Origin of the sequence: Motiliproteus sp. (assembly GCF_965230735.1) — a bacterium.
Taxonomy (GTDB): Bacteria; Pseudomonadota; Gammaproteobacteria; order Pseudomonadales; family Balneatricaceae; genus Motiliproteus.
This window is the reverse complement of record NZ_OZ246016.1, coordinates 1433019-1455243: the sequence shown is the minus strand read 5'-3', so window position 1 is coordinate 1455243 and position 22225 is coordinate 1433019. Positions and strand designations below refer to the sequence as shown.

22 protein-coding genes are annotated in these 22225 nt (G+C 57.3%); 10 read left to right on the top strand and 12 right to left on the bottom strand.

The features are described from left to right. Positions 1-77 precede the first annotated feature (77 nt). A complete protein-coding gene (locus tag ACO05M_RS06775; protein ID WP_421869267.1) occupies positions 78-1151 on the bottom strand; it encodes an alkene reductase in 1074 nt (357 codons plus the stop codon). Positions 1152-1386: 235 nt separating this feature from the next. On the opposite strand from ACO05M_RS06775, the gene ACO05M_RS06770 reads away from it, so the two are divergent. Further along, on the top strand, positions 1387-2313 hold the full coding sequence (locus tag ACO05M_RS06770; RefSeq protein WP_421869264.1) for a LysR family transcriptional regulator: 927 nt from the start codon (positions 1387-1389) through the stop codon (positions 2311-2313). Between the two features lie 50 nt (positions 2314-2363). On the opposite strand, the gene ACO05M_RS06765 is transcribed toward ACO05M_RS06770, so the two are convergent. Further along, positions 2364-3635, bottom strand: coding sequence for an MFS transporter (locus ACO05M_RS06765; protein ID WP_421869261.1), 1272 nt, complete (start codon positions 3633-3635; stop codon positions 2364-2366). A gap of 206 nt (positions 3636-3841) precedes the next feature. Here ACO05M_RS06765 and ACO05M_RS06760 point away from each other — a divergent pair, with 206 nt between their 5' ends. Further along, positions 3842-4732, top strand: a complete 891-nt coding sequence (locus ACO05M_RS06760; protein ID WP_421869258.1) for a LysR substrate-binding domain-containing protein — start codon at positions 3842-3844, stop codon at positions 4730-4732. Positions 4733-4866: 134 nt separating this feature from the next. On the opposite strand, the gene ACO05M_RS06755 is transcribed toward ACO05M_RS06760, so the two are convergent. Genes ACO05M_RS06755 through ACO05M_RS06745 form a run of 3 tightly spaced genes read right to left on the bottom strand, consistent with a single transcriptional unit; the run spans position 4867 to position 6459 of the window. Beyond that, positions 4867-5208, bottom strand: a complete 342-nt coding sequence (locus ACO05M_RS06755; protein WP_421869255.1) for an AzlD domain-containing protein — start codon at positions 5206-5208, stop codon at positions 4867-4869. After that, a complete protein-coding gene (locus ACO05M_RS06750) occupies positions 5201-5932 on the bottom strand; it encodes an AzlC family ABC transporter permease (protein ID WP_421869252.1) in 732 nt (243 codons plus the stop codon). Before ACO05M_RS06750 ends, ACO05M_RS06755 begins: the two co-directional genes overlap by 8 nt. Next, positions 5929-6459 carry a helix-turn-helix domain-containing protein gene (locus ACO05M_RS06745; protein ID WP_421869249.1) on the bottom strand — a complete coding sequence of 177 codons (531 nt, stop codon included), beginning with the start codon at positions 6457-6459 and terminating at the stop codon, positions 5929-5931. Before ACO05M_RS06745 ends, ACO05M_RS06750 begins: the two co-directional genes overlap by 4 nt. A 190-nt stretch (positions 6460-6649) precedes the next feature. On the opposite strand from ACO05M_RS06745, the gene ACO05M_RS06740 reads away from it, so the two are divergent. Both ACO05M_RS06740 and ACO05M_RS06735 read left to right on the top strand, forming a co-directional pair. Next, on the top strand, positions 6650-6865 hold the full coding sequence (locus ACO05M_RS06740; protein WP_421870682.1) for a VOC family protein: 216 nt from the start codon (positions 6650-6652) through the stop codon (positions 6863-6865). Positions 6866-6979: 114 nt separating this feature from the next. Next, positions 6980-7240 carry a Rho-binding antiterminator gene (locus ACO05M_RS06735; protein ID WP_421870679.1) on the top strand — a complete coding sequence of 87 codons (261 nt, stop codon included), beginning with the start codon at positions 6980-6982 and terminating at the stop codon, positions 7238-7240. A gap of 269 nt (positions 7241-7509) precedes the next feature. On the opposite strand, the gene nhaA is transcribed toward ACO05M_RS06735, so the two are convergent. After that, entirely contained in the window at positions 7510-8922 is a 1413-nt protein-coding gene (gene nhaA, locus ACO05M_RS06730) for a Na+/H+ antiporter NhaA (protein WP_421869245.1), read from the bottom strand. Positions 8923-9352: 430 nt separating this feature from the next. Then, on the bottom strand, positions 9353-10243 hold the full coding sequence (locus tag ACO05M_RS06725) for an MBL fold metallo-hydrolase (protein WP_421869242.1): 891 nt from the start codon (positions 10241-10243) through the stop codon (positions 9353-9355). 142 nt (positions 10244-10385) lie between these two features. On the opposite strand from ACO05M_RS06725, the gene ACO05M_RS06720 reads away from it, so the two are divergent. Then, positions 10386-11294: a LysR family transcriptional regulator gene (locus tag ACO05M_RS06720; RefSeq protein ID WP_421869240.1), complete on the top strand. Its 909-nt coding sequence runs from the start codon at positions 10386-10388 to the stop codon at positions 11292-11294. A 511-nt stretch (positions 11295-11805) separates the two neighbouring features. After that, positions 11806-13893 (top strand): elongation factor G, encoded by a 2088-nt coding sequence (gene fusA, locus ACO05M_RS06715; RefSeq protein WP_421869236.1) that lies wholly within the window; start codon positions 11806-11808, stop codon positions 13891-13893. Positions 13894-14086: 193 nt separating this feature from the next. Here fusA and ACO05M_RS06710 read toward each other — a convergent pair whose 3' ends face one another. The 4 genes from ACO05M_RS06710 to ACO05M_RS06695 form a co-directional block, all read right to left on the bottom strand. Next, positions 14087-15106, bottom strand: a complete 1020-nt coding sequence (locus ACO05M_RS06710; protein ID WP_421869233.1) for a metal-dependent hydrolase — start codon at positions 15104-15106, stop codon at positions 14087-14089. A 122-nt stretch (positions 15107-15228) separates the two neighbouring features. Continuing rightward, positions 15229-16674: a nickel-dependent hydrogenase large subunit gene (locus ACO05M_RS06705; protein WP_421869230.1), complete on the bottom strand. Its 1446-nt coding sequence runs from the start codon at positions 16672-16674 to the stop codon at positions 15229-15231. Between the two features lie 32 nt (positions 16675-16706). Then, positions 16707-17714 carry a HupU protein gene (locus ACO05M_RS06700; RefSeq protein ID WP_421869228.1) on the bottom strand — a complete coding sequence of 336 codons (1008 nt, stop codon included), beginning with the start codon at positions 17712-17714 and terminating at the stop codon, positions 16707-16709. Further along, entirely contained in the window at positions 17711-19069 is a 1359-nt protein-coding gene (locus ACO05M_RS06695) for a sensor histidine kinase (protein WP_421869225.1), read from the bottom strand. The genes ACO05M_RS06700 and ACO05M_RS06695 overlap by 4 nt, the downstream gene beginning before the upstream one ends. A gap of 264 nt (positions 19070-19333) precedes the next feature. Between ACO05M_RS06695 and ACO05M_RS06690 the strand changes: the two genes are divergently transcribed. The 3 genes from ACO05M_RS06690 to ACO05M_RS06680 are packed head-to-tail and all read left to right on the top strand — an operon-like array spanning position 19334 to position 20574. Then, positions 19334-19648 carry a pyrimidine/purine nucleoside phosphorylase gene (locus tag ACO05M_RS06690; RefSeq protein ID WP_421869222.1) on the top strand — a complete coding sequence of 105 codons (315 nt, stop codon included), beginning with the start codon at positions 19334-19336 and terminating at the stop codon, positions 19646-19648. A 49-nt stretch (positions 19649-19697) separates the two neighbouring features. Next, complete coding sequence (locus tag ACO05M_RS06685) at positions 19698-20228, top strand: DUF2058 domain-containing protein (RefSeq protein ID WP_421869218.1); 531 nt, start codon at positions 19698-19700, stop codon at positions 20226-20228. Positions 20229-20250: 22 nt separating this feature from the next. Next, positions 20251-20574, top strand: coding sequence for a DUF3301 domain-containing protein (locus tag ACO05M_RS06680; protein ID WP_421869215.1), 324 nt, complete (start codon positions 20251-20253; stop codon positions 20572-20574). Between the two features lie 49 nt (positions 20575-20623). Here ACO05M_RS06680 and slyD read toward each other — a convergent pair whose 3' ends face one another. Beyond that, complete coding sequence (gene slyD / locus ACO05M_RS06675; RefSeq protein ID WP_421869212.1) at positions 20624-21103, bottom strand: peptidylprolyl isomerase; 480 nt, start codon at positions 21101-21103, stop codon at positions 20624-20626. Between the two features lie 186 nt (positions 21104-21289). Here slyD and ACO05M_RS06670 point away from each other — a divergent pair, with 186 nt between their 5' ends. Next, positions 21290-22198, top strand: a complete 909-nt coding sequence (locus tag ACO05M_RS06670) for an alpha/beta fold hydrolase (RefSeq protein ID WP_421869209.1) — start codon at positions 21290-21292, stop codon at positions 22196-22198. The last annotated feature ends 27 nt before the right edge of the window (positions 22199-22225 follow it).

The window sequence follows — 22225 nt, the reverse complement described above, 5'->3', positions numbered from 1 at the left end:
AGGGGTGCCGGTTTAGCCCGCCGAGCCCATCAAAAAAGCCACCTCATCGGGAGGTGGCTGGGGATACAGACAGCCGCTTAGGCTGATTGCAGGGTCGGATAGTCGGTGTACCCGGCAGCTCCCGGCGTATAGAAAGTGCTGGGGTCCGGCTCGTTCAGCTCGGCCGACTGCTTCAATCGCTCGACCAGGTCCGGGTTGGCGATGAAGGGCACACCAAAAGCGATGGCATCGGCCTGCTCGGCAGCGATCACCTCGGACGACTCTTCGGCGTTGTAGCCCATGTTCAGAATCAGTTTGCCCCGGTAGTGCTGCCGTACCGGGTTAACCACATCACCCTGCTGCTCACCCAGAAAGTCGCTGCGCATCAGGTGCAGGTAGGCCAGGTCGAAATCGTTCAGGCGCTTGGCCAACCAGGCCGACAGGCCCGCCGGATCGCTGTCCTTCATGCTGTTGAAACTGTTGAGCGGTGATAGACGCACCCCCACCCGATCGGCACCCCAGACCCCAGTTACCGCATCGAGCACTTCGAGCAGCAAACGGGCACGGTTCTCGATCGAACCGCCGTAGGGACCCTGTCGCTGGTTGCTGCCGTCACGCAGGAACTGATCCAGCAGGTAGCCGTTGGCACCATGCACTTCAACACCATCAAAACCGGCGCGCTTGGCCTTGCGGGCAGCCTGAGCAAATCCCTCAACGATGGCGGGAATCTCGGCATCCTCCAGCGCCCGCGGCACGGTATAGGCTTTCTTCCCCTCGGGCGTATGGACTTCGTCGTTGGTGATCGCGATGGCACTCGGCGCCACCGGGACCCGGCCGCCGTTCAGATCCGGGTGACAAGCACGCCCACCGTGCCACAACTGCAGAAATATCTTACCGCCCTTGGCGTGGACCGCCTCGGTCACCTTCTGCCAGGCTTCCACTTGCGCGTCGGAGTAGATACCCGGCTCGTTGACGAAGGCCGAGCCGTGTTCCATCACCATGGTCGCTTCAGCGATGATCAGTCCGGCGGAAGCGCGCTGGGCATAGTGTTCGACCATCAGCTCACTGGGGATATGACCGGCATCGGCACGGCTTCGTGTCAACGGCGCCATCAGCACGCGGTTATCCAGCGCCACGGCGCCCAACTGCACAGGGGTAAACAGGTTGCTCATAGGGATCCTCGTCGATTGATTCAGATTTTTCCGGGAGCAGTCACTAAGCACGTCGGCACACTCCATGGAAGTCATGGGATGCATTGAAGCAAACCGCAACAGGGCCTGTGTAGCCATGATCACCTTGGAACAGTTTCAACTTATAGTTAAAACTAAGAGCTGCCTTTAACACACAGCTGTTATAGTAAAAGCACTGAAGTGCCGACCGTTCCAAGACTATGACGACGGGTAAACCATGATTCCGAACCAGCTTCATATCTTCAACGCCGTGGTGAAGAACGGCAATTTTTCGGCCGCTGCTCGGCAACTGGGTACCTCGTCGGCGGCGGTCAGCAAAGCGATCGCGACGCTGGAAAAATCGATGTCGCTGCGGCTGTTTCACCGCACCACCCGCTCGTTGGCGCTAACCGAAGACGGCGACGATCTGTACCGCCGCACCGGCCATCTGGTTGAACAGTTAGAGGACCAGATTCGACTCAGCAGTGACCGCCAGCAGACCCCTAGCGGTCGTCTCAAAGTCAACCTACCGGACAGTTTCGGACGCATGATGGTGCTGCCGTTGCTGCCGGACTTCCTGGAGCAGTATCCGGAGATCGAACTGGATCTGAATTTCGATGACCGCATCGGCGACCTGGCCAAGGAGGGAGCCGACGTCGGCATCGGGGTACTGAACAATCCGGAGAGCAGCCTGATCGCAAGGGATTTCTACCAGCTACAACCGGTGCTGGTGGCGTCCGACACCTACCTGGCACGCCACGGCACCCCGAAGACGCCGCAGGAGTTGGCCGAGCACAACTGTATCGCCTACCGTTCGGCCACCACCGGCCGAAAGTTTGACTGGAGTTTCCGCCAGCAGGATCAACTGATCCAGATCGAGCCGCGTGGCAACCTAGTGGTCAACAGCATTTCCGCCTCGATGAAATCGGTCGAGCTGGGCATGGGGATTGCCCGGATCGGTATCGGCCACGCCCGCAACTGCCTGCAACAGGGTTGCTTCAAACGGGTGCTAGAAGAGTTCGAAGCCGAGCCGTTGAGGATCCGGGTTTACTACGCCTCGCGCAGCTACCTGCCCGCCAAGACCCGGGTCTTTATCGACTATCTGCTTCAGCATGCGCAGGATGATAGGGCCATCGAATTGGAAGAGATGCTCAACACGCTGTAAGGAGCGCTCCAAGGGACTGATCTCGGCCGGCCCCTCGATAATAGCGGCCATTAACCGGCAGCAGCCAGCGCCTGCCGCTCCGCCCAGGGCTTTTCTCTGACCGGCAGATGGATCAGTGCCGAGAAGGCACCAACCCCGACACCGACCCACCAGACCAGGGTGTAATTGCCGTACAGATCGTACATCGAGCCACCCAGCCAAACCCCCAGGAAGCCGCCCAACTGATGGGAGAAGAACACCAGTCCATAGAGGGTTCCCATGTAACGCAAACCGTAGATCTGGGCGATCAGACCGGCGGTCAACGGCACGGTCGCCAGCCAGAGCGCCCCCATCAAGATCGAAAACAGCACCACCGATTCGGGTGTAATCGGGTTCATAATGAACGCCCCGGCCACCAGCGTCCGCAGCAGGTAAATACTGGCCAACAGGTACTTGCGCGAGTAACGGTTACCCAGCCAGCCCGCCAACAGAGTGCCACCGATATTGGCCACACCGATCAGCGCAATCGCAACCGCCCCCAGCGTTGAGGTCGAGCTAACCCCTAAGGCTTGAATGATGCTGCCGGGCGCCACCGCGCTGCACATCTCGGCGATAAAGGCCGGAAAATGCGCGGTGATAAACGCCAGCTGATAGCCGCAGGAGAAGAAGCCCATAAAGATAAAAATAAAGGTCGGATCCTGGACGGCTTTGAACACCACCCGCCCCATGCCGTCATCCTGATGCTGAGTCTTGGGCGGCGCCGGCACCCGCATAAAGAACAGCGCCAGCAACGACAACAGGATCATTGCCGCAAACACCACAAACACCGACTGCCAGGCCAGTTGCTGCAGCAGGGTTTGAGCCAATGGCGGGCCGACGATCTGACCGGCAGAACCCGCCGCGGTAGCGATACCCAAGGCCATCGAGCGATATTTTTCTGCGGTTGCCCGGCCAACCACGGCGAGGATCACGCCAAAGCCGGTACCGGCAATCCCGAAGCCGACCAGGATTTCCAGCACCTGGTGCTGCCCCGGCGTGATCGCGTAGGAGGAGAACACCAGTCCCGCTGCATAGGTCATAGCCCCGGCGATAATCGCCTTGCGATCACCGTACTTTTCGGCGAAGGCGCTGAAGATCGGCTGACCAATCCCCCAGAACAGGTTCTGGATCGCAATCGCAAATGAGAAATCCGCCCGCAGCCAGTTGAACTCTTCGGCGATCGGAATCTGGAACAAGCCGAACGAGGAGCGGATCGCAAAGCTGACCAGGATGATAATGCAGCCGGCGATCAGCACCGGGGTGAACAAGCGGTCACTGGATTGTGAGAGGGTTGAAGCGCGCATAGCGTGATTTTCTATCCTGTTCTTGACTGGCCACGATTAAACTTAGATTCCATCAACGGATAAACAAACCACGTGGCTGGCAGCAATAAAGCCGAATATAGCTGCGACCTCTGCTTATTGTGGCTAATCCTGGCGCCTTGACAAACCATTTATTCCGCTCTAATAAAATAGATTTTCTATCCTATTGATTGATTGGGAATCCACCCATGCAAAGAGCGATGCCGCCCCTGCGTGCCCTGGTCGCCTTCGAGTCCGCAGTACGTTACGGCAGCTTCAAGCAGGCCGCCGCGGAGCTTCATATCACCCCCGGCGCGGTATCTCAGCAGGTGATCAAGCTGGAGCAGTGGCTTGGCTACCCGCTGTTTATGCGCAAGGTCCGTAAGCTGACGGTGACCGATCGCGGACTGGACTATTTCAGCCGCATTGCACCGGCGCTGGAGCAGATCAGCAGCTCCAGTGAGACCTGCCGATTCGGAGCAACCAACCGGGTCTGCCTGTCGATGACACAAACCCTGGCCTCCAAGTGGCTGGGGCCTCGACTGGAACACTTTGTCAGCCAGCATCCGGAGATCGAGGTGCATATCAGCGCCTCCAACAGCCCGGTGCAATTCCAAACCGATGCGGTGGATCTGGCGGTGCGCCATTTCGACGGCGAGGACCCGCAGCTCGACACAACCTTAGTTTTTGACGACGAGGTATGCCTGTTCTGCAGCCCGGAGTACCAACAGGCCAAGCAACTGAAACAAGTGAATCAGCTTCAGCAAGCGACCCTGATCGTCAACAGCCTGCAGCCTTTCTGGGATCGCTGGCTAAATGCGTTCAGCACCATCACGGCCGATCAACGACAGCATATTGCCACGCTGCATTTCGATCAGGCACTGCTGGCGATCGATGCCTCCAAGCGGCACCAGGGGGTCGTTCTGTGCAGTGAGGTGATGATCCAAGAAGAGCTTAAGCGAGGCGAGCTGATCGAGCCGTTCAAGCAGCGCCTTCCGCTGGATAAGAGCTACTACCTGATTCATCCTAAACGCCAGCCGCTGACCCGCGCTGCAACAACTTTAAAGGCTTGGCTACTGGAGCAGTTCACGGCCACTTAGAGTGCGATACTCGCCCTGCTCTAATCCACAGCCGTCGATCCCAGCGCCGCATCAGCAAATCTGAAGCCCGTAGTTTTTTGTGGGAAGACCGGAATCAGCCGTTGCCCTGATACTATTAGCTCGACAATAAAGCACTAACTGCCCAAGACGATAAAGGCGACCCCATAAGAAAACACGCCTGCCAGAACCGGCATGCCAAGGGACTGGGTGCGACGCCAAACCAGTACGGTGACAAGCACACCAACGGCGGTAGCGACCCAGCCGATCACATCCACACTTTTCGGCACTAATGAATTTCCAAACATGGCGGCAATCATCATCGGGCCCAGCAGACTCAGCCATTGAGGCATGACATCAAACGCGTCTTGATCATTGTGCTTATCTAAGTGACGTTGCATCCACAACATCGGGACAAAGCGCATACTGAAAGTGCCAACCGCTATACCCATAACGGCCAGCCAAAGTGCATCATCCATTTCGCTCCCCTCCGATACTGGCGCCGGGTTTAACCAGATAAAAACACAGACACCCCAGCACCGCAGCGGCGGGAATCGCCGCGTTATTCAGACCATTCAGGGTCAGCATCAGCGCGACCGTAATCGCGCTGCCTAGTGCGACGCTCCATTGTCGGGATGTGAATCTCGGGGCGAGCAGCACCAGGAAAAGTGCGGGAAGCGCGAAGGGTAGAACCTCGCCCAGTAACGGCCAGCGAGACATCAGCTCTGCTCCGGCAAACGCCCCCAATGCGGTTCCGCCAATCCAGCTGAACCAGGCGATCAGCATGGCACCGCTGAACCAGCCCACGCGCTCATTCGCCGGAATCTGTGGGAACCGAGTCAGCGCCAGGGCAAAGACCTGATCGGTCAGACCATGTGCCAGCCAGGGCCACCAGCGGCTCGGCGTTAACCAGGGTGCGAGATTGGGACCGTAGACCACATGACGGGCGTTGATCAGCAAGGTCATAACCACCACCAGCCACAGCGGGGCACCGGCGGCCACCATACCGATGAACAGAAACTGCGACGCTCCGGCATAGATCAGCGTTGAGATAGCGATAGCTTCCCAGGCACTAAAACCCGCCTGAATAGCGATAAGCCCGAACGAGATCGCCACGGGGATGTAGCCACCCAGTAAAGGAAGGGCTTCGCGAACGCCGGTCAGCCAGGCGGAGCGGCGAGGATCGGCGGCACCCGAGATCATGAGCGTTCTCCACCGCCGGCATAAACGATTGTGACCATCAGAGAGGCCCAGTTTTCCCCTGCCCGGTAGAGGTGCGGACTATCGGCATCGAAGGTATGGGTTTCCCCGGCGGATAGTTGCTGTCTGTCCTCTAGGGTGCCAACCTCCAACTGCCCACTGATCACCGTGATCGATTCTCTGGTGCCCGGCGTATGGGCTTCTGCCTCACGCAGTGTGTGGGGCGCGCAAGTCATCCAATAAACATCGACCTGAGGTTCGTCCTTGCCCTGGTCGATCAGACGGACCTGAACCCCCTCCTCACCCACCGGTACGCTGATCGGCGCAACAAGGTTGCCGAAGGGGACGTTCAACTGCATCGCCAGTCGCCAGATCGTATCCAAGGTAGGATTTCCATTACCTTGTTCAAGGCGTGACAAGTTCGACTTGGCGATACCCGCGGCGGCAGCAAGCTGTGACAATGACCAGCCGCGTTCAATTCGCAACTCCTGCAAATGCCGACCAATCGTTTCGAGAGTGACTTTATCCATAACCCATCTGCTAGAAGTGGTAAGTCTGAATTAGGCAAAACGTTCCTTATATCGAACGTTCCATATATCGAACGTTTTATATATGGAACGCAAGCTTGTCAACCAAAAACAAACCGGAGATTGGGAATATGGCTGAAGCACAAAGGCTCAGTAGAAGCAGATAGCCGGCGTTGAGCTGTTGCTGGAACCCATGGCGTTCGTGCCAGCCAGGTTGTACCAACAAAACTTGAAAGAGGCCGGTATCCCATGGACCTCCTTCTCGGTTAACGACCCGGAAGAAGAGCACCAGAGACTGGCAAGCCTGGGGGTAGAATTCTCGATAACACCCGGAGAAGCAGGAAGCGTTATAATCGCCGTGCTCGACGATACCTGCGGGAATGATATTCAGCTGATGCAAGAACTGTGAATACACCCCATGTTCCTGCCGTTTACACAGTAAGTACATTCATGGGAAGCCTACGGCCCCCCTGATTTGGGCGTTATATACTCTAAGCGCTAGGTATAACTTTGAGTGTTTAAAATGATCTCTTGTGAAATACATGATTACGTGGAAATAGTCTGTACTTACAGATACCCGATCAAGTTAATACTGAAATCAGGCGAAGTCATTGAAGGGGCCGGCCTGGATACGCGCTTCAACGAGGATCGTAGGGAGTGTCTCCTGCTGAAAACTGACGGTGATACGAATCTCGTTGTTTTATCTGATATTTCAGTTTTAGAGGTTTGTGTTGAGAATCCACACGTCCGTAGGGTTTCTTTCGATACGGAGTCTGCTACCTAGCAGGGCAACAGCGACATCAGCTGAGGCATTACCCCTCCATGCAGCGTAAAAGTTAGCTAATCCTCAATAGCAGCGATCCTCAGACCCCATAAAAAAGCCCGGAACTAATCCGGGCTCTTCCATTGCGCTATCAGTCTCGAGTACCTGCTTACCACTTCATCTCACCCTTGGTGTCCTAAGCAGCAATATGCCTTGCGATGCCTAGCCATGCCCCCCGCGCACGGGACTAAAGCGTCCGACAGCTGAACGGGGGCAACGAGCTATGAAGATTACTCTTTCACATCAGCCGCGGTTGCAGCAGACATTTCGGTCTCTGTTTCTGAGGTTTTAGAGGCCAGATACAGCCAGATAAAGCCGGTTATACCTGCCGTAAAGGAAGCAAACAGGATACCGGTCTTCGCCATCAACAGGTCTTCAGGATGGCTGGCAAAACCCAACTCGGCAATAAAGATCGACATGGTAAAACCGATCCCGCCCATAAAGGCGACACCGATAATATGGTTCATATTCAGTCCTTTGGGCAGATTGCACAGCCCGGCTTTTACCGCTATCCAGGTGAAACCGGCAATACCAATCAGCTTGCCCAGCACCAGCCCGAGACCGATACCCATGGTGACCGGGTGAACAATGATGTTGCTGATATTGGCAAAGTCGATCGCCACACCCGCATTGGCCAGGGCGAAGATCGGGATAACCAGGTAGGCAGTAAACAGGTGCAGCTGGCTTTCGAGCACCTGCGCCGGAGCCTGTACCAGATAGGCACCATTACCCAGTGCACGGACCTTGGAGCGAAGCGCGTCATTGATCAGGATATTTTCATTTTTCCGATACGCGTCCTTGATCGTATCGACACTGCTACCAATCAGCGACAGGAAGCGCTTAGGGTCATATTTGGGCTTCATGGGGATAATGAATGCCAGAATCACCCCGGCCAAGGTCGCATGGATTCCGCTTTTCAGCATCGCCACCCAGAGGAATGCGCCAACAACCAGATAAGGTGCCAGCCGGCGAACACCCCAAAGATTCAAAAAGACAAGAAGAACGATGAATAGAACGGCCAGCCCCAGCGCCATCAGATTAAGGGTTTCGGTATAGAACAGCGCAATAACGGTGACCGCCCCCAGGTCATCAACGATCGCCACGGCAATCAGGAACATCAGCAGACTTTGTGGGACCCGTTTCCCCAGCAGGGCCAGCGCCCCCAAGGCAAAGGCGATATCCGTCGCCATCGGAATACCCCAACCGTCAGCCGTATGACCGCTTGGATTGATGGCGAAGTAGATTAACGCAGGGACCAGCATCCCCCCGACCGCTGCGATGATAGGCAGCAGGGCCTGCTTCACATCGGCCAATTCGCCAACCAGCAGCTCCCGTTTCAGTTCCAGACCAACAACCAGAAAGAAGATCGCCATCAGGCCATCGTTGATCCAGTGGTGCATGGACTTGGACAGCTGGAAGTTCTCCAACCCTACCGTGAAGTAGAGCTGAAAAAAGTGATGGTAGGCCTCGGCAAAGGTTCCATTGGCGATAAACAACGCGATGACCGCACAGAGCATCAGCAAAATACCACTGGTGGTTTGCCGATGGATAAACTCCTCGATTGGGGTTAATACCCTGTCGAAAGCACGTTCCCAGGGAGCAACGTATTCTTTGCCGGCATGCTTCTTTCTGATGCGTTTCATCTTTTGTCCTGTTTAGAGCGCATGAATGAATCCTGTGTCTCAGGAAGATAATACTAACGTCCTATCTACTCTACCCTGTTAACACCCACAGAGTTAAGCCTCAAAACAGGTTCTGATAGCACATTATGTCCATGTATTACCTAGGGAAAATTAAACAGAAACTGTTTCAATAAAGCGACGACCGCGGCTTGGTGTTTGATATAGCGTAGTAGAACCCAACCACCTCTAACCAGCCAAGTTGTTGATTTTTATCACTTGGAAGTCTTCCCCAGGTACGCGACTCACTCCATCGATGAAACGCACTGAGTGTACGCGTCGAAAAATCTTCTTTGTGGGCTCACCAGCCATCCCTTTATTGGCAACAGCAGCCCATTAAAAAGCCCGGACTCAATCCGGGCTTTTCTGTTGCGCATCTATGTGAGAGATGCACTTACCACTTCATCTCTCCCTTGGCGACCTTGGCACCGATCTGCAGTGCGATGCCCAGCCCGGCCTCGGGGTAGAGCCCCTGCATCGATTCGATCAGCACACTGGAATCGGCGCTGCGATCTAGCTCGGTCTCGAACCGTTTCAGGTAGCCCTTAGTGAAGTTAACCGCTGCCAGTCCCGTCGGGGCACCGGCGCTGGCGTGACCGGGGATAACCTGCTGCGGTTCTAGCGCTTCGATCCCTTCCAACACCGTCATCCAGCCCTGACGATCGGCCTTGCTCTGGGCATCGGCAACCCACAGATGCAGGTCGCTGTAAACATTCACGCCACCGACCACGGCTTTGATGGCCGGAATCCAGACGTAACTGCGACCGGGGTAATCACTGTCCAGGCCTTTGACTTCCAGCGCCTTGCCTTCCAGCAACAGGCCCTGCTTGGGCAGCAACTGCGGGATGATCGGCTGGTCCGGGGCGTTGGTGCCCATTTTCGGCCCCCAGAAAGCGACTTTTTTCTCGACGGTGTTGTTGATCCAGTCGATGGTCGGCTGGCTGGCGTAGATCTCGACCTGCGGGAAAGCGGCTTTGATCACCTCCAGGCCGAAGTAGTAGTCCGGGTCGCCGTGGCTGACGTAGACGGTGGTCAGGTTCTTACCGCTGTCGAGGATCTCGGCCACCACCCGGTGGGCATGGGCGCGACTGAACTGGGCGTCGATCAACACCGCATCCTGCTCGCCGGTCACCAGCACCGAGTTAACGTGAAAGCTGCCGGCATCGGCGTTGTAAACGGTGAGATCCAGCGCGGGATCGGCCGCTGCTTCGGCTTGAGCATAGGCTCCGGTAACGGTCGCGGCGCTCAGGGCCACCGCCATCCAGAGTGAACGTAGCGTTTTCATAGTCGATTCCTCTCGGTGTTGTTCTCATCGATAAACAGATAACGCTACGTTAATGGCTTGATTAGCCCAGATATAGAGACAATACTGCACCTTTCTATTTCATATTTTGTAACTATATAAGTATCGACGGAGCCAGGTATCGATGGATCGTCTAGAAGCCATGCAGGTGTTCGCCGAGGTGGTGAAGCAGGGCAGCTTTACCGCCGCCGCCGAGCAGCTCGATATCAGCCGGGTTAAAGCCACCCGCAGTGTCAACGCACTGGAGGACTGGCTCGGCGCCCGGCTGCTGCAACGCTCCACCCGACGCATCTCGCTGACCGAAGCCGGGCAGGCCTGCCTGCGCCAGTGTCAGCAGATGCTGGAACTCGAAGAGGAGCTTCAGTCGTCGCTGCAACAGGCCGATCAACCACCACGAGGGCGCTTGCGGGTAACCGCCTCCAGCTCCTTCGCCCGCGCCCATCTGGCTCCGGCGATGGCCGACTTCCTGGCGCGTTACCCACAGGTATCGATCGACATGATCGCCAGCGACGATACCATCAACCTGATCGAGCAGCGGGTCGACCTGGCGATTCGGATCTCCGGCGAACTAGACCCAGGACTGGTGGCCCGTCGACTGGCACCCTGCCGCTCGATCGTTTGCGCCTCGCCGACCTATCTGACCCGGCACGGAACACCTCAGACCCCCGACGAACTGAGCCGGTACAACTGCCTCACCTACTCCAACTTCGGCAAGGGTGCCTGGCGTTTCGAGCGCCCCGATCAGCCGCAACTGACCGTACCGGTGTCGGGCAACTTCAGCGCCAATGAAGCCAGCGTGCTGACCGAGGCGGTACTATCCGGGATCGGTATCGCGCTGCAACCCAGCTACCTGGTCGGCCCGCTGATTCGTGAAGGCCGACTGGTACCCCTGCTGAGCGATTGGCAAGCGCCCGAACTCAGTCTCTGGGGCGTTTACCTGTCGCGCCATCACCTGCCCGCCTCGCTGCGCAGCCTGCTGGATTTTCTGATCGAGCGCTACCAAGGCACCCCCGATTGGGACCAGGGTTGCTGACATTGCTGGTCGCCCTACTGAGAGAGATGCCACCTGGACTCCTTGCAAGGTATCCACCGCCCTTTCCAAACCCTGCGGCCTCCTTGCCACCAAGCCGGTGCTCTGATCGCTGATAAGATCGAACAATTACCTGAAAAACTACGATTTCCTGTCGGTTTTTTCTGAATTCCAAAGTCTCGAACGATCCATAGCAAAAAACCGGAATTTCCTGCCCGAAACCCGTGCACAATCTTGACTTTCTGCTACAATGCCGCGGCTGAGTAATGTAGGCACATTCAGGGCCTATGATCGGCACCGGCGCAGCTCCTCTTTGGTGAGTCCAATTGTACTGCTTAGAAGCTCTTGAACACTTACGGGTATTCAAGCTCGGCGACATTGGAGAAATACCGTTGGCCAGTTGCACCAAGGCAATGGCCAGCCGATTTGAGAAGGCACCTCACAAGGGTGATTCGACAGAATCGAAAAACAGCATATTCCTGTAGATTTTATCAAGACTTAAAGAAGCAGACTCATGGCAGATCTATCCCATTATCGAAATATTGGTATCTTCGCCCACGTTGACGCGGGTAAGACCACTACTACTGAACGTATTCTGAAGCTGACCGGCAAGATCCATAAGACTGGTGAAGTTCACGACGGTGAATCCACCACTGACTTCATGGAGCAGGAAGCTGAGCGTGGTATTACCATCCAGTCCGCAGCGACTACCTGCTTCTGGCGCGACCACCGCTTCAACATCATCGATACTCCTGGACACGTTGACTTCACCGTAGAAGTTTACCGCTCCCTGAAAGTACTCGACGGTGGTGTGGGCGTATTCTGTGGTTCCGGTGGTGTTGAGCCGCAGTCCGAAACCAACTGGCGTTACGCTAACGAATCCGAAGTTGCTCGTGTCATCTTCGTTAACAAGCTGGACCGTATCGGCGCTGACTTCCTGCGCGTTGTTGGCCAGGTAGAAGACGTACTGGGCGCTAACCCGCTGGTTATGACCCTGCCGATCGGCCGTGAAGACGAGTTCACCGGTGTTGTCGACGTACTGACCAAGAAAGCTTACGTTTGGGACGACTCCGGTCTGCCTGAAAACTACGAAGTACTGGACGTTCCGGCCGATATGGTCGAGCTGGTCGACGAGTACCACGAGAAGCTGATCGAAACTGCCGTTGAGCAGGACGACGAGCTGATGATGGCTTACATGGAAGGTGAAGAGCCGTCCATGGAAGACATCAAGCGCTGCATCCGCAAGGGCACCATCGCGCTGGACTTCTTCCCGACCTACTGTGGTTCTGCGTTCAAGAACAAGGGTGTTCAGCTGGTACTGGACGCGGTTGTTGACTACCTGCCGTCCCCGACCGAAGTTGACGCTCAGCCGCTGACCGACGAAGAGACCGGTGAGCCGACTGGCGAAGTGGCGACCGTTTCTACCGACGAGCCGTTCCGCGCCCTGGCGTTCAAGATCATGGACGACCGTTTCGGCGCCCTGACCTTTATCCGTATCTACTCCGGTGTGCTGAACAAAGGCGACACCATCCTGAACTCTTACACCGGTAAGACCGAGCGTATCGGTCGTATGGTTGAGATGCACGCCGACGAGCGTACCGAACTGAGCACCGCTCAGGCCGGTGACATCCTGGCCGTTGTCGGTATGAAGAACGTTCAGACCGGTCACACCCTGTGTGATCCGAAGGCGCCTTGTACTCTGGAACCGATGATCTTCCCTGAGCCGGTAATCTCCATCGCGGTTGCTCCGAAAGACAAGGGCAGCACCGAGAAGATGGGTATCGCGATCGGTAAGATGGTTGCTGAAGATCCGTCTTTCGTTGTTGAAACTGATGAAGATTCCGGTGAGACCATCCTCAAAGGTATGGGTGAACTGCACCTGGACATCAAGGTCGACATCCTGAAGCGTACTTACGGCGTTGAGCTGGAAGTTGGTCAGCCGCAGGTTGCCTACCGTGAAACCATCACCCAGGAAATCGAAGACAGCTACACCCACAAGAAGCAGTCTGGTGGTTCTGGTCAGTTCGGTAAGATCGACTACCGCATCAAGCCGGGCGAAGCGAACACTGGCTTCACCTTCACCTCTACCGTTGTTGGCGGTAACGTACCTAAGGAATTCTTCCCGGCGATCGAGAAGGGCTTCAAGGGCATGATGGATCAAGGCCCGCTGGCTGGTTTCCCTGTGCTGGACGTAGAGATCGAGCTGTTCGACGGTGGCTTCCACGCCGTTGACTCCTCTGCCGTTGCGTTTGAAATCGCCGCTAAGGGCGCTTTCCGTCAGTCCATGCCGAAGGCCGGCCCGCAGCTGCTGGAGCCGATCATGAAGGTTGACGTCTTCACTCCAGAAGATCACGTGGGTGACGTTATCGGTGACCTGAACCGTCGTCGCGGCATGATCGGTGGTCAAGAAGCCGGTGTTACCGGTGTTCGCATCAAGGCTGACGTACCGCTGTCCGAAATGTTCGGCTACATCGGCCACCTGCGTACCATGACCTCTGGTCGTGGCCAGTTCTCCATGGAGTTCTCACACTACGCAGCTTGCCCGAACTCTGTTGCTGAAGCGGTTATCGCTGCAGAAGCTGAGAAGAAGGCTGCCAAGTAAGGCTAACTAAGCCTTAACGTTTAAAAACCCTGGCGAGACAATCGCCAGGGTTTTTTTATGCCTGCAGCTCAAAGATTCCGACCGCTTGCCAGCCCATAACGACTGACGAGGAAGGACTTGGAAAGTCGGCAAGCGCCGACTTCTGCTAGATGAAATCAGCGCCAGACGTGGTGAGAAGAGATAGCCGCTGAGGTTAGCGACTTAAACCCGGTTCAAACCGAACCGATGAGTCCCAGATCCGCGCCATCAGGGTGGGCAGTTGATCCCAGTTACGCGGATTTTCAAGACGGGCATCCGGAACCGGTGTCGGATGCGGATTATCGATCTCGCCGACCACAAAGCGGAACGCAAAGTCGGGCTCCAACCCCATTCGCAGATCACTGATCACCACCGCATTATTCTCGGCATCGATGGTGTAAAACCCCTTGCTGAACCACTGCAGCTTGAGTACCGGCCAGTGCGACTCCAGCCCCTTCAGCAGCTCGGGTGAGCGCGGATAACGTACCGTGTCGAGCTGATCGGTGTTATCCAGCAGCGAGTAGTAGCCGATCCGATAATGATCATCATCGACAGCAATCACGCGCCACATCAACGAGTTAAACGGCGTCGGCGTCACCAGCAAGCGCTGATGGGTCAGCGACTGCTTATCCAACGACGCTTCAGCCAGGTTCGTCACGTAGGCCTGTGCCCCGACACCCCAGGCCAGATAAAGCGAGCTGATACCGATGCCGATCAGATTGGCCCGGTAGCCTGCTCTGCTGTGCCTGAGAAATAACGCAACGAGTACTCCGATCAGCATCGGCACGGTATAGCTGGGATCGATAATAAACACCGATCCGAGCGCCACCGGGTAATCGGTCAACGGCCAGAAGATTTGGGTCCCATAGACGGTAAAGCTGTCCAGCAGCACATGGGTGGCCAGCACGGCGTAGACCGCCACCGCCCAGCGCCATCGATGCTCACGGGTCTGCGGGTGCAGCTTGAGGATCAGCCACACCAGCAACGACGTCAGCGCCGCCAGCACAAACAACGAATGGCTGAACGAGCGGTGATAGACGAAATCGGCCACGGCGCCGCCCATCGGAATCAATGTATCCAGATCCGGCAAGGTTCCCAGTAAGGCGCCCCAGAGCACCGCCTTGGCACCTACCTGACGACCAATAACCGCCGAGCTGACTGCTGAGCCGAGTACGATCTGAGTGACTGAATCCATAACAACGCCGTTCCGTGATAAACCGATCAGGCGACGAGGAGAACCTCCCCGCGCCTTGCTTCATAGATTCCAATCGGAACCTGCCAGAACGGGAAAGTTCCCTTTCGAGAGTTTAGCGGGGATCAGTGTACGGTACAGACCATGCAGGGATCGAACGAGCGGATCACATGCTGCATCCGTAGTTGACCGGTCGGTGATTCGTAATCGATCCCTTGTAGCGCAAACTCCAATGGGCCGGGGATTGCATTGTTATCCCTTGGGGAGAAGTTCCAACTGGTGGGTGCGATCAACTGATAGTTGCTGATTACGCCATTTTCGACCGACAGCCAGTGGCCCAGACCACCACGGGCGGCCTCGGTCAGACCAACCCCTTGCCCCTGGGATGGTAGTTCCACCGGCAGGCAGAAAGGCTCCTTCGGGTTGATTTTCCGGACCCCGCGCTCCATCTGGATCACCAGTTTGGCCATCTCCACCAGCCGCATCAGAATCCGACTGTGGACCTGGCTGCCGCCATCGTTGACCAAGGACTCAGCCAGCGGATCGCCTGCCAACAGCTGCCGCGCCAGCGAGCCGGTCTCCATCGGCAGTTGTTGATAACGCGGTGCCTTGCACCAGGTGTAGGCGTCGGCCTTCTCGGCCAACGGCCGGGTGTTGCCCACGGCCGGATGCTGAATATCCCCCTCCAGCCAGGCGCTGCCGAGGTGCTCGTTGATCGATGTGGTATCCAGGGATTGAACCTGACCATCGAGCCAGACACCGCCAGGGTAGACCCGGTTGCCCGCCAGCGGGTAAGCCGGGAACGCCAGGAACCGGTTATAACCAGCACCGGCCTGATCCAATGCCAGATCCTCGCTGATCGACAGCCACAACGGCAGGTCTGCCGTCGATGTTTGCTGGGCTTCACGCCACTGCTGCAGCGACTGGACCGAATCCAGCCCGGCGATCGTCTCGAGCCGATCGCCAAACAGCACCGCTTCCAGATAATTGCGAAAGCCGCTCAGAATTCCCTGCAGTTTCAGCTGCTCGCTAAGGCTGACGTTGTTGGTCACCCCACCGGGTTGGAACACCATACTGTGGGGCCACTTGCCGGCCAGCACACCCATGATGTGCAGCAGCTCGGCACGGGCCTTCAGCAGCCCACCGTAGCGCTCCCCCTTCACGGCGGTGAAACGCCGCGCCGCCTCCTCATACCAGGAGCGATCCTGGTAAGCCGGGCTGGCAAAATCGGGCAGGAAGAACAGATAGAAGTGGGTCAGCAGGTCGGCCACCACTTCGGTGGCGAGGATAATATTGGTGACCCGCTCGCCATTGGCGGGCATGCTGGCACCGGCCAGGTCGGCGATCGCCCGCGCCGACGCCACCGACTGGGACACCGAACAGATGCCGCAGACCCGCGGCGTGATCGCCAGCGCATCCAACGGTTCCTTGCCGGTGAGCAGGTTCTCAAAGCCTCGATACAGGGTCGACTTGATATAGGCCGCCTCGATCTTGCCCTGCTGTAGCTCCAGCTGAACCTCCAGCTCCCCCTCGACCCGGTTGACCGGGCCCAGCGTAATACGTCTGCTCATCTTAGCCAGAACCTGTGAACAACTCGCAGGCTCTATCTCCTTTTCTTATAGATATTGGGGACGATTTTGACCGTCTCGCTGGTGGCGTTGACCTTCAACCGTTTCGGCGTCGCCGCCTTGGACAGCGAAGACAACGCGATAAACCAGGCCTTGGGCATGTCGGTCGGCAGCCCCACCGGCACCCCGGCCAGTTTCGGCGTTTCTGCAAACGGGTGGCCGGGTTCTTCAAACTCCGGCGCGGTGCAGTTGATACAGGCGTAACCGGCCTTCGGGCAGGAACCGCCACCGTTCCAGAGCCGGATATTGCAATCGGCATGGGCCTGAGTGGCCTGACAGCCCAGATTTTCCATCAGGCAGCCGGATTGGCAGGGCTGCTCGGCACTGGCTTTGTACTCGTAAAACTCGTTGCGAGGGCAGCCATGATGGGCCAGGTGCTCGGTGTAGAAGCGCGGACGCTGGTATTCGTCCAGTTCGGTTTGATCCAGCATCCCCTGACTCAACGCCTGCAAGCTCTGCAGGATCCAATCCGGGTGAGCCGGACAGCCGGAGACGTTCACCACCGGCAGCGCCAAATCGCTACGGTAATCGCTACCGAGCAAGCCACCGGGCTGCTCACCGATATACTGCAACCCGATCGCTTCGGCCGGATTGTTGTTGCTGCGGTTGATGCCACCAAAAGCCGAGCAACTACCCACCGCGACCACATGACCGGCCCGCTTCGCCAGCCGCTCGATCACCGTCATCATCGGAGTATCGGTACCGGCCAGCACATGGAACAGGCCACTGCCGCCGGGACCGGTCATCACCGCGCCCTCGATGCAGAGCAGGTCCAGTTTCAATTCACCGGCTTCGATCTGCTCGATCAATTCGGTCAGCCCCGGTCCCTGCCCACCAGACAGCGAGGCGTGCCAGAGCAGCTCGATACCGAACGCATCCAGGGCCTCAAACAGGGTGGGCTGTTCCGCCCCCAGCAGCGACATGGTGCAACCACCGCAACCGCCGGATTGAAGCCAGAGCAGATTGGTACGAGGCTGATTCATGACGAGACCTCCAGACCGGCAGGAGCCGACTCGATCCGACAGCCTTCGAATCCCTGCAACGGCAGGATCAGGGTAAACTCGGCACCACCTTCGGAATGGTTGGCTGCGCTCAGCTCACCGCCATGGTTACGCACGAAGCTGTAGCTCAGCGACAACCCGAGCCCGGTGCCCTTGCCGGTCTCCTTGGTGGTCACGAAGGGTTCGAATACCTGCGGCAGGATTGTCTCATCGATTCCCGGCCCGTTGTCGCGAACCACCACACGGGCATTCTCGCCATCGCTGTCGAGATCGATCCACAGCTGTGGTTTCTCCAAGCCCTCGATCACATCGAGGGAGTTCTGTACCAGATTCATCAATACCTGATGAATCCGGCCCGGATGCCCAACCAGCTCCAGTGCATCGGGCAGCCGGCAGTGCAGTTCGATCGGATGCTCCTTGGTGACCCAGCGTAGCGTGGTATTGATAATGCGAACCAGATCGAAGGGTCGGAACTCCTGCTGCTGGCCGGAGGAGAACTGGCGCAGATCCATGACGATATCACGCACCCGCTCGACCCCTTCGGTGGTGCCTTCGAGCAGCGACGGCAGATCACGCAGAGTTTTGTCGATCTTCAGCCCTTGCTTGGCTTCCAGCAGCGACTCCGGCAATGACGCCTGATCCAACAGTTCGAAGAAGGCGCTGAAACGCTTGCAGTACTCCGACAGCACATGGGTGTTGCCGTAAACAAAGCTGATCGGATTATTGAGCTCATGGGCGACCCCGGCCACCAGACGACCCAGCGAGGCCATCTTCTCGGAGTTGACCAGTTGCTGCTGAGTCAGCTTCAGCTCTTGCAGGCTGGTCGCCAGATCCTCATAGGCTCGCCGCAGCTCGCTGACCTCACGCCCGACCAGCACCATGCCCTGGACCTGACGGTTACTGTCCAGCAGCGGGTTGCCGGTGACGATCAACGGCAGGTTTTCGTCGATGCCGAGCAGCGTCACTTCACGCTGGCTGAACTCTTTGTGCTGCTTCACCAGCGTCAGCACCTGATGATCCTCGGGGGAAAACAGGCTAGCGATATCGCGCTGGGCCAGCTCGATTCGGTCTCGACCGGTCATCTGCTCCAGCGGCTCGTTGTGCTGGATCAGTTTGCCGGACAGATCGGTCACCATCAGCACTTCGGTCATCGCCCGCTGGACACTGGAGATCAGCTGATTGGCTTCTTCCAGCTCGCGGTTTTTCTGCTCCAGCTCGACCTGATAGCTGATCAGGTTAGAGTAGACCTGCTCCATCTGCTGGATCACCTCCACCCAGGCGGCTTCGGTCATCTCCTGCGGATCCAGTCCCAGATTGTCGGAAGGTTCGGCCGACATGCGCACTACCCGATTGATTCGATGGAGCCAGCAGCTCCGCTCGGCGAAGGTTAAACACGATAGTTTGAGTCTAGCGCCAAGCGGTTCGCGACAACAGCAGTGCACAGCAGACCCAATTCTGATCATCGCAGTGTCTCACCGGCCGGGACGAGAGCGGAATGATCGCGATCAAGTGCAATCGCTGGTCATGGATCAAACGCGGCTGACGCTATCGCCCGGAGCCGTTATCATGGTGCCCTTATTTTTTTCTGCAAAGGAATCACCATGTCCCAGTTCGATAATGTCAGCGTCCTCAAGCAGGCCAACATCTACTTTGACGGCAAAGTCACCAGCCGTGCGGTACTGTTCGCCGACGGCAGCAAAAAGACCCTCGGCATCATGATGCCGGGTGAGTTCGAATTTGGTACCGAAAAGGCCGAGCTGATGGAGATCACCGCCGGTGAAGTGGAAGTACTGCTGCCAGGCTCCAGCGACTGGCGTACCCTGGTTGGTGGCGAGTCCTTCGATGTACCGGCCAACAGCTCGTTCCAGATCAAGGTCAAGCAGGTCACCGATTACTGCTGCTCCTATCTTGACTGAGTCTTCTCGATTACTCCTTTTCTAAAGACGGAACTGACAGGCAACCCCGATGAGTTCATTGAAAGACCAACTGCTCAAGGCCGGACTGGTCGACAAGAAGAAAGCCCAGCAGGTCAGCAAGCAGAAGCACCGCCAAAAACAGCAGGGCAAGCAGACCGACGCCGATGAAGCCAAGCTCCTGGCCCAGCAGGCTCGGGAAGAGAAAGCCGCCAAGGACCGCGAGCTGAACCGCCAACGCCAGCTGGAAGCGGAACAGAAGGCGATCACGGCCCAGATCAAACAGCTGATCGAAACCAACGAGGTTCGTTGTGAAGACGGCGAGCAGGCCTACAACTTTACCGACGGCAGCAAGATCAAGCGGATCTATCTGGATGACCTGCTAACCGGCCAGCTCAGCCGTGGCCAACTGGCGATTGTCCGCCTGGATGAAAGCTACAAGCTGGTGCCGGCCAAGGTGGCCGAGCGGATCGCCCAGCGCGATGTGTCCATCGTGGTGGTACTGCACGATAAGAAGGATGAAGTCGAGGATGAGGATGATCCGTACGCCGACTACAAGATTCCTGATGATCTGATGTGGTAACCCGAGCGGAACTGCTGCGGCCATGTACCTGACTCTGACCGATCTGCTCTGGTGGTTTCTGATCGCCCTGCTCGGCTACAGCTGGTGGCACGGTCGCGGCCTGAAAGACGCCGCGTTGCGGGCGGTGCGTAAATACTGCGACAGTCAGGATGTGCAGTTACTGGATGAGAGCCTGGTGCTCAGCGGTATCAAGCCGGGACGGGGCGATGACGGGCGGTTCTGCCTGAAACGTCACTACCGGTTCGAATTCTCCTCCACCGGTGACGAGCGCTATCCCGGTACCGTGGAGATGGTCGGGCGCCGGATCCGCCGGATCACCCTCGATACCCATCGGATGCCGCACTGATCCGATTAATGGCCTCGCCATCCCGCTGCCGGGCAACGAGGCCGATCACTCAGTGATTACAACCCGGTCCGTGAACGTGACCATGGGAGAGTTCATCTTCGGTCGCTTCGCGAACCTCCATCACCTCAACCGCAAACGTCAGCGTTTGTCCGGCCAGAGGGTGGTTGCCATCGACGGTAACGGTCTCCGCATCCACAGCGGTCACGACCACCGACACGGGGCCACCGGCGGTGCTGGCTTCAAAACGCATCCCCACCTCGATGGCATCCACACCGGTAAAGGCATCGCGCGGAACGGTCTGGATCATCTCCTCGACCACATTGCCGTAGGCCTCTTCCGGCTCCACCACCACATTGAGCTTATCGCCCTGGGATTTACCAACCAGCTCCTTCTCAAGCCCGCTGATCAGATTGCCGTGGCCCTGCAGGTAGGTGAGCGGCTCGGCACCATCGGAGCTGTCGATTACCTCACCATCCGGGCTGGTCAGGGTGTAGTGGATAGACACCACCTTGTTATCGGAAATCTGCATCGTTATTGAGTCCTGTAGGAAACGGGAAAAGAAGGCGACAGGGTAACAGGTTGGCGTAGGGATCGCAGCGATCATTACTCAATCCCGGCGGCTATCGGTCTTTGGTCCACAAGCCCGCCAGCCGATCCACCCTTCCCTGTTTTCAATCGCACCTATATGATGACGACAATCACCAGAGATCGCTGTATGTCCGAAGCCAACGTCCACCTGTCCGAAAATCGTCGTCTGATCTATCAACAGCTGGGGTTGCTGGACTACCTGCAACATCGCCAATTGCTGCAGTTTAGAGAGCTACCTCTGCACGGTGAACTTTACCCGTCGCAGCCCCAAGATCCGTGGATTCTGTTCATCCCCGGCATCGGCACCTACTCCGAGCTTTACTGCGAAATGCTGCACAAACTGTCGTTGTGCGGTTTCAACTGTCTCAGCATCGATCTCCCCGGCCATGGTTATTCCGGCGGTTCCAGGGGCAGCTATCGACTCGACACCCTAATCCCTCAACTGCGTCGTCTCATCGATCAATTGGAAAAGGACCATTGCGGCCCCTTCGGCGTGTTCGGCTGCTCAATCGGCTCCCGGATCGGCTTGGCATTGGCCGAACAAGAACCCCGCGTCCAGGCGCTGATGTGCCATACCCTGTTTATCAACGAGGTCCCGCCGGATATGTTCCACCAGTTCGGCTGGCAGGCGTTGTCGATCAATCGATTCTTTATGCCCTGGGCCGAGGTCGACTTCCGCAGCTTTATCGATATCGACAATCTGCTGACCCACAACCCCATGGGCGAGTTCGCCCGGGTCGATGAGCGTCTGGTTTGGCAGTACCCGATCAGCACGCTGGATAGCGTTTACAATGCTCGTAGCCGAATCACCGAATCCGAACTTGGAATCCCCAGCGCCATCATTGTCGGCGAGCGGGACCAGGTCCTGTCACCGAGCTATATCCGGCGCCTGATCAGCAGCAGCCGCCAGCCGTTCGATCTGTTTGAGGTCGACGACGGCTGCCATATGCTGCCGTTCGAACATATCGACACGACGGTCAAAACAGTGGCGGACTGGTTTCACCGTCAAGCCGGATTCCAACCCACCGAAAGCTGATGCTGGTCGAGACAGACGCAGTGCTAT